We start from the raw sequence: 6,458 nt of genomic DNA, 5'->3' as shown, positions 1-6,458 counted from the left end.
TGAAAGGCGGCTTCAGCTGACCGTTCCAAGCGGGCCTTTAAATCATCGGGAAATTCTCCCTTGTATTTGTAATTCAAGGAGTGCTCTACAGTGGCCCAAAAGTTCATGGCCAATGTTCGTACCTGAATCTCCGCAAAAATCACTTTTTCACCATCCAGCATTTGAACCGGGTACTCGAAAATAATGTGGTAAGAACGGTATCCACTCGGCTTTTTGTTATGAACGTAGTCGCGTTCTTCAAGGATGTTGATATCGGTTCGCTTCCGCAAAAGGTCAACAACTTGATAAATATCTTCAACAAACTGGCACATAATCCGAAGACCGGCAATATCTTCCATGTCTTCTTCCAGCCGATCCTCTTGAATGTGTCGTCGGACCATTTTTTCTTTGATGCTGTCAACCGGCTTGACCCGGCCAGTTACAAATTCAATTGGACTTCGACCATCAATTTTTAAGAACTGCGCACGAATACCACGCAATTTTACTTTTAATTCATCAACAGCTTGTTTGTAAGGAATTAAAAAGTCATCCCAATCGTCAACCAAGCTACCACTTCCAATCTTTGTGCGGCTGTGCGCACAATTCTATCCAAATCATAAAAATCAATCAGACTTAATTTTACCATAATCAACCCCCTTTCTAAATGAATCGTGCGCACTTCAGGCAAAATTGTTGTTTTTATCGGAAAATTTGTTATTCTTAATGGAGAAAATAATTAGTATATTAATTAAGTTGTCGGTTGCATAACGGAGGGGCAATAATGGTACTTGAGATTTATTTATTCGTTGATCCACTTAATCGACATTGCTATGACGCCGAAAAAACGATTGAACGCATTTCACAAAAATTAAACAAACAGATTAGCGTACGCTTCGTTTCCATGCTCAACATTCAGATTCTTCGCGATTTTTCATTGAACCAAAAGCTCAGCCATCTCGACCATAATCTGCCTTATGACACCATTCTCGATTTCAAGGCCGCTTCATTCCAAGGTAAAAAGTTTGGCCGCCATTTCCTTATGGATTTACAAAAAGAATTATTAGTCAATGAGGAACCTTACACCGACGAATTGGTGTATAAGCTCGCAGAACGAAATGGCCTGGATCTCGACATGTTCAAGGAAGATCGCCGTTCACAACTCGCTGAAAAAATGTTTCGCAGTGATCAGCGGGTTGCCCACGAAATGAACGTTCAAACACCGCTAACCACTGTTTTATTTAATTCGGCAGTTGATAAAAGTGGCATTCTCATTAAAGATTTTGATTACAACTCACTGTTTGGCTTTTGTGCCAAGAGCATTAGCTCAGCTGAACATTTCGAACGGATCAGTCAGAAATCAGCACATCCATCAACGATTCCGTATCCTAAATCTAATTTCCAACTTTAAATTCTGTCAGACCATTGTGTTCTCTCAGACAACAAAGGGACCTGTCGGCAAAACATCCGTTTTGTCGCAGGCCCCTTTTGTTGTGTTCAAAATGTTATTTTTCGTATAGTGCTTCAAACTCATTCAAGCGTTCTTCAAAAATGTTAAACGCTTTTTCAAGATAATCAGGTTGTGTCATGTCAACCCCGGCTTTTTTCATCACGTTAGTTGGCGTGTCGGAGCTTCCGGACTTCAAGTAAGTTAGATAACGATCAACATTTTCTTGACCGCCATTCACAATCCCATCGGCCAACGTTGACGCTGCCGCAAACCCGGTCGCGTACTGATAGACGTAAAAGTTATAGTAAAAATGCGGGATTCGTGCCCATTCCAAGCTGATCTCGTCATCAGAAATAACCGCGTCACCATAGTACTTGGCGTTTAAATCACGGTAAGCCTGATCCATGAAACTTGCCGTTAACGGCTGTCCTTTGGCATCCTGCTCATGAATAAACTGTTCGAATTCTGCAAATTGTGTCTGACGGAAAACGGTGCCTTTAAAACCGTCAAGGTAATAATTCAAAATGAACTTCTTCATCTCATCATCGTCTTTAAATTTGTTCAAGAGATAATCAGTCAAAATATTTTCATTGGTTGTCGACGCAATCTCTGCCACAAAGATTGAATAATCTCCGTATTGATACGGCTGATTGTGGTGTGAATAATAACTGTGCATACTGTGCCCGGTTTCATGAATCAAGGTGTACAAGTTATCGAGATTATCCTTCCAATTCAGCAAGATAAAGGGATTAGTATCGTACGTTCCGGATGAATAGCCGCCACTTCGTTTAAACTGGTTTTCGACGACATCAATCCAGCGGCCGTCAAAGGCCTCGTGAACGTGTTTAACATAATCGGGCCCCATCACCTGCAAAGCCTCCAAAGCGATTGCCTTGGACTGCTCAAAGGTGTATTTGGGCGACTTTTTACCGACCAGTGACGTATACATATCATACATGTGCAGCTCATCAAGCCCTAAGATCCGCTTTCGTAAGGCCACGTATCGATGCAAGAGGTCCAAATGTCGGTTAACACCCTGAATTAAGTTGTCATAAACGGCCGTTGGCACTTCGTTTTCCGACAAAGCTGCCTCCAACGCGCTATTATAATGACGAACGTTGGCCTTAAAATTGTGATTCTTGACGTTGGTGGTCAAAGTAGCTGCCAGGGTGTGTTGAAACTGGCGGTATACTTGATACAATTTTTGAAAGGCTTCTTTTCGGACCGTCTGATTCGTTGACTCAAGCAAAATGCTATAAACGCCTTGAGATAATTTGACCTGATTGCCGTTTTCGTCGGTCACGGATGGAAATGACAAGTCAGTGTTGTCAAGAATCCCAAAGGTTTTTTCTCCAGACGAGAAAATATCTCCGGCACCGGCCAGGACGGCTTCAACGTTGTTTTCCAAAATGTGTTGTCGCCGCTCAAACGTCTGGTCGAAGAACCGCTGATAAGCAGTTAATTTGGGTTCGGCTTGATAAAATTCCTGCATCTTGGAATCCGAAATTTTGAGTAGTTCAGGCTCAAACCACGAGGTCGCCGCGCCAAATTGAGCGGCCAAAGCCTCCGAACGCGAATACATGGCCTGATATCGATCAACACTGGTGTCTTGATCATTCTTTAGTTGGGCGTAGACATAAACTTTTTCCAGCTTACGACTGAGTGCCATCAAATCGTCAGTGGCTTTCAGTAAGGCTGCTGCGTTGTTTGCAATCGTGCCGGATAGCTTGGCAAACTTTTCAGCCCCGGTTTTGACATCGGAAAAGTCACTTTCAAACGCTTCATCGCTTGCATAGACTGTTGTCAGGTCCCAGGTCAAGGCTTCCGGAACCTCATTTCTCAATGGTAATTCTTGTGTTTTAGCCATAGTGTCCTCCTTCAAACAAATCGTTAATAACAGGTTAGCACACCTCCGGCCTCATGGTCATCATAATGCGTCTTTTTTGATCATAGCTTTCAAACCAAGTTGGTGATTGAACAATTCGAATTCCAGAAATGGTGTGACGGAGATAACCGTTTGCACGGAGACTGAAAATGAAGCTCTTGAATTCCATTTGAAAGAAACGGACGTAATCGTCAACTTGGGCAAACTGCTGACCAAATTGCTGAACGGATTCAACAAAGATTTGATTGAGCCGCTGGTTGGAAACCTCTGTTGAGCTAGCTGAAAAAAGCTGAAGGACGACCCATACCCGCCAGCATAAAATGGTTCGTTTAAAGATTGGCATCCCCTCTCCCCATTTACCGTGGCAAATTAAGGGACAGCCAATAAACAGTTTGCCTTGTTCGTAGCAAGCCGTAACCATATCGCGATAAGTGGGGTTCTGTAACACGTTACTTCTATGGATTCGTTGAAGCTGATTGAGCATCGATTGACGCGCTTGAAAGAAAGAATTAACCGGCTGTTTTGGTGTTTCATGGCCGTCCATAAAACGTTTGAGGTCGGACAGACTTTTGAAAAACTGAACGCTGCTGACCACTTTTCCAGCAACTTCTTGAATATGATAATGGAGCTTCAACTGTTGTCTATCGGCAGAATAATAAACAACAAAAAATCCAAGTCGCGGCTGAAAACGGGCAAACTTGGCAATGCCATCCAAGCGGTTGACCGCATTCAAATGACGATCACCAAGAATCCATAACACATCGTAGCCAAGTGACTTGTAGTTCGACGTTCTTCTTGAAATGTCGTTATACGAGATCGGGCTGCATTGGTACTCCAGAATCAGTTGCTGATCCGGCAATAGCACGTCCGCCCGTTGTTCGATGGTCGGTAAATGATATTCCAACACAGCGGCCTGCCCCATCTTTTCCAGTTGCTGTTTGAACGCCAACTTGCCTTTTAAATGGGCTTGCCTTTCACCCTCGCTAAAGCCCGCGCATACCGCATTGGATTTGTGGCTAAAATGAGCGATCCGACGGTCCCCGTGTTTATAGATGACCGGTTGTTGACAACAGGGGCAAACCAGTTGTTTTGGGATTGTTTTTTGTCTAATCAACTCGGTTGCGTTAACTAATTGGCTGTCCGCCATTGCAATAAGCATTTCATCACCTTCTAGAATATACATACGCAAAAAGTGTTCGTTTGATTCCAGAAGTTAAAATAATGGTTACGTTTTTTTGCCGGCTGACGGGAATACTACCAATTCGTCCATTTTTGTTTATAATTATGAGTAAATATTGCCGGCTGGGAGAATAATATGCTGAAAAACTTATTAAAATACATCCAAGAAGAACATGTGGCCGAACAGCTTTATCACAGCTTGATCGGTATCGAGATTGAAGAACACCGCATTGATCAACATGGCCAATTGAGTCAGCTGCCGTATCCGAAGCACCTGGGTTCGAGACGGTATCATCCCTATTTGCAATCCGATTTCTCCGAATCAATGAGCGAACTGATTACCGATCCTAATCCAAACATTGGTGGGGTGTTGGATCAGCTTGACACCCTTCAAACCGTTTTGGCCCGTTCAATCCACAAATCAGAGGCATTCTGGCCGTTAAGCATGCCACCGGCAATGAATATCGATGATAAGACGTTCATCAAGAAGCACTTTGGCCGACCGGCATATGCCGATTATCGCGATTATTTGACGAAAAAATACGGCGTCGCCCGCAAAATTATCACCGGCGTTCACGTCAACTTCAGCATTCCCGAGCCAGTCATTAATCGGCTCTACACGCATTATCAAGACCAGTTCACAACGCTTGTCGACTTCAAGAACGCCCTTTATTTCCAGTTGGCGCAAAATTTTGTCCTTCATCGCTGGCTGTTAACCTACTTATTTGGTGCGAGTCCAATCGCTGAAAAAGGATTTTTCTCCGATGAAGACGCTCAAAAATTGCCCCATCCGGTCCGCAGCATTCGAAACAGCATTTACGGTTATGTTAACGAACCCGAGGACCAAGTCGACGCCACGATTTATAGTAGTTTGGATCACTACATTGACCAAATTACGGCGTCGATTGCCGACCACCGCCTTTATTCGACGGCAGAATTTTACGGCCCGGTTCGGCTGCGGGGCCAAGAAGAAATCAAAAATTATCGGACCAAAGGCATTTCGTACCTGGAATTTCGCGTTTTGGACAACACGCCTTTCACCCCGAATGGCATCAGCCGACACGCAATGTACTTTTTAAAATTCTTCTTAATGTACCTCTTGGTCACACCTGTTGATCATGACAATATTACCGATGACTTAAAGCAGTCGTTTGCTGACAATAATCAAGTCGCCCTGGAAAATCCGGATCAACCGACCTTCAAAATGAAGGAAGGCATCGAGATTTTTAATCAGCTGATTGAGATGGCCAAATCACTTCATGCCCATTCAGAACAACTCCAAGCACTTGATGACTTTAGTGAGGTTATTACCCACCCGGAATTAACAGCTTCGGCAATGTTACTGCCACACATCAAGAATGGCAGTCTAATGGAATTTGGAACGCGGGTTGCTAAACAATGGCGTCAAAAACGGCTTGAAGCCCCAACGTTGCTTCCCGCCATGGGTAACACTTCATATGATGCCCAGGAATTAATCTTTCACGCAATCCAGTTGGGAATCCGCTATTACGTCGTTAAGGACGAGGATGGTGCATCGCTGATTACCTTGACCTACGATAACGTGACCCAAGTGATTTATACCGACAAAGTTGGTAAAGTCGAACCGTTAAAATATCTATACGACCTATTTCCTGGCATTAAGAAAGCCGCACGTCAGGATCAACATTAATGATTAACCACAAAAAGGCCCCGGTGAGCAAAATGTCCGTTTTGCTCACCGGGGCCTCTCTTTGATTTTGATGAAATTCGAGCTTCCTAAGACACTTTGAACCCAACTGTAAACACAGTTCCCTTGGGGTGGTTGTCTTTGACAGTAATCGTGCCGGCATGCTGGTTAACAATCCACTTGGCAATTGCCAAGCCCAACCCGTTACCACCAGTTTTGGAATTTCGTGATTTATCAGATCGATAGAACCGGTCAAAAACGCGCTTCTTATCAGCGTCAGGAATCCCAGTTCCGGTATCGCG

6 protein-coding genes are annotated in these 6,458 nt (G+C 43.9%); 2 read left to right on the top strand and 4 right to left on the bottom strand.

The window, feature by feature from the left end:
• Positions 1–545: GTP pyrophosphokinase family protein (locus AB3112_RS07010; protein WP_367334180.1), on the bottom strand; the 545-nt coding region annotated here is incomplete at its 3' end.
• 215 nt (positions 546–760) lie between these two features.
• Between AB3112_RS07010 and AB3112_RS07005 the strand changes: the two genes are divergently transcribed.
• On the top strand, positions 761–1,387 hold the full coding sequence (locus AB3112_RS07005) for a DsbA family protein (RefSeq protein WP_057910844.1): 627 nt from the start codon (positions 761–763) through the stop codon (positions 1,385–1,387).
• Between the two features lie 94 nt (positions 1,388–1,481).
• Here AB3112_RS07005 and pepF read toward each other — a convergent pair whose 3' ends face one another.
• Complete coding sequence (gene pepF / locus AB3112_RS07000) at positions 1,482–3,293, bottom strand: oligoendopeptidase F (protein ID WP_367334179.1); 1,812 nt, start codon at positions 3,291–3,293, stop codon at positions 1,482–1,484.
• Positions 3,294–3,327: 34 nt separating this feature from the next.
• The gene (locus AB3112_RS06995) at positions 3,328–4,470 is read right to left on the bottom strand and encodes a competence protein CoiA (protein WP_084997989.1); all 1,143 of its coding nucleotides are present in this window, start codon (positions 4,468–4,470) and stop codon (positions 3,328–3,330) included.
• Between the two features lie 156 nt (positions 4,471–4,626).
• On the opposite strand from AB3112_RS06995, the gene AB3112_RS06990 reads away from it, so the two are divergent.
• A complete protein-coding gene (locus AB3112_RS06990; protein ID WP_367334178.1) occupies positions 4,627–6,159 on the top strand; it encodes a gamma-glutamylcysteine synthetase in 1,533 nt (510 codons plus the stop codon).
• Positions 6,160–6,245: 86 nt separating this feature from the next.
• On the opposite strand, the gene AB3112_RS06985 is transcribed toward AB3112_RS06990, so the two are convergent.
• Positions 6,246–6,458 (bottom strand): ATP-binding protein (locus AB3112_RS06985; RefSeq protein ID WP_367334177.1); only part of this gene is annotated, 213 nt, incomplete at its 5' end.

Origin of the sequence: Lentilactobacillus sp. (genome assembly GCF_040773105.1) — a bacterium.
GTDB classification, from domain to species: domain Bacteria; phylum Bacillota; class Bacilli; order Lactobacillales; family Lactobacillaceae; genus Lentilactobacillus; species Lentilactobacillus parabuchneri.
This window is presented reverse-complemented; position numbering and strand designations above follow the sequence as displayed.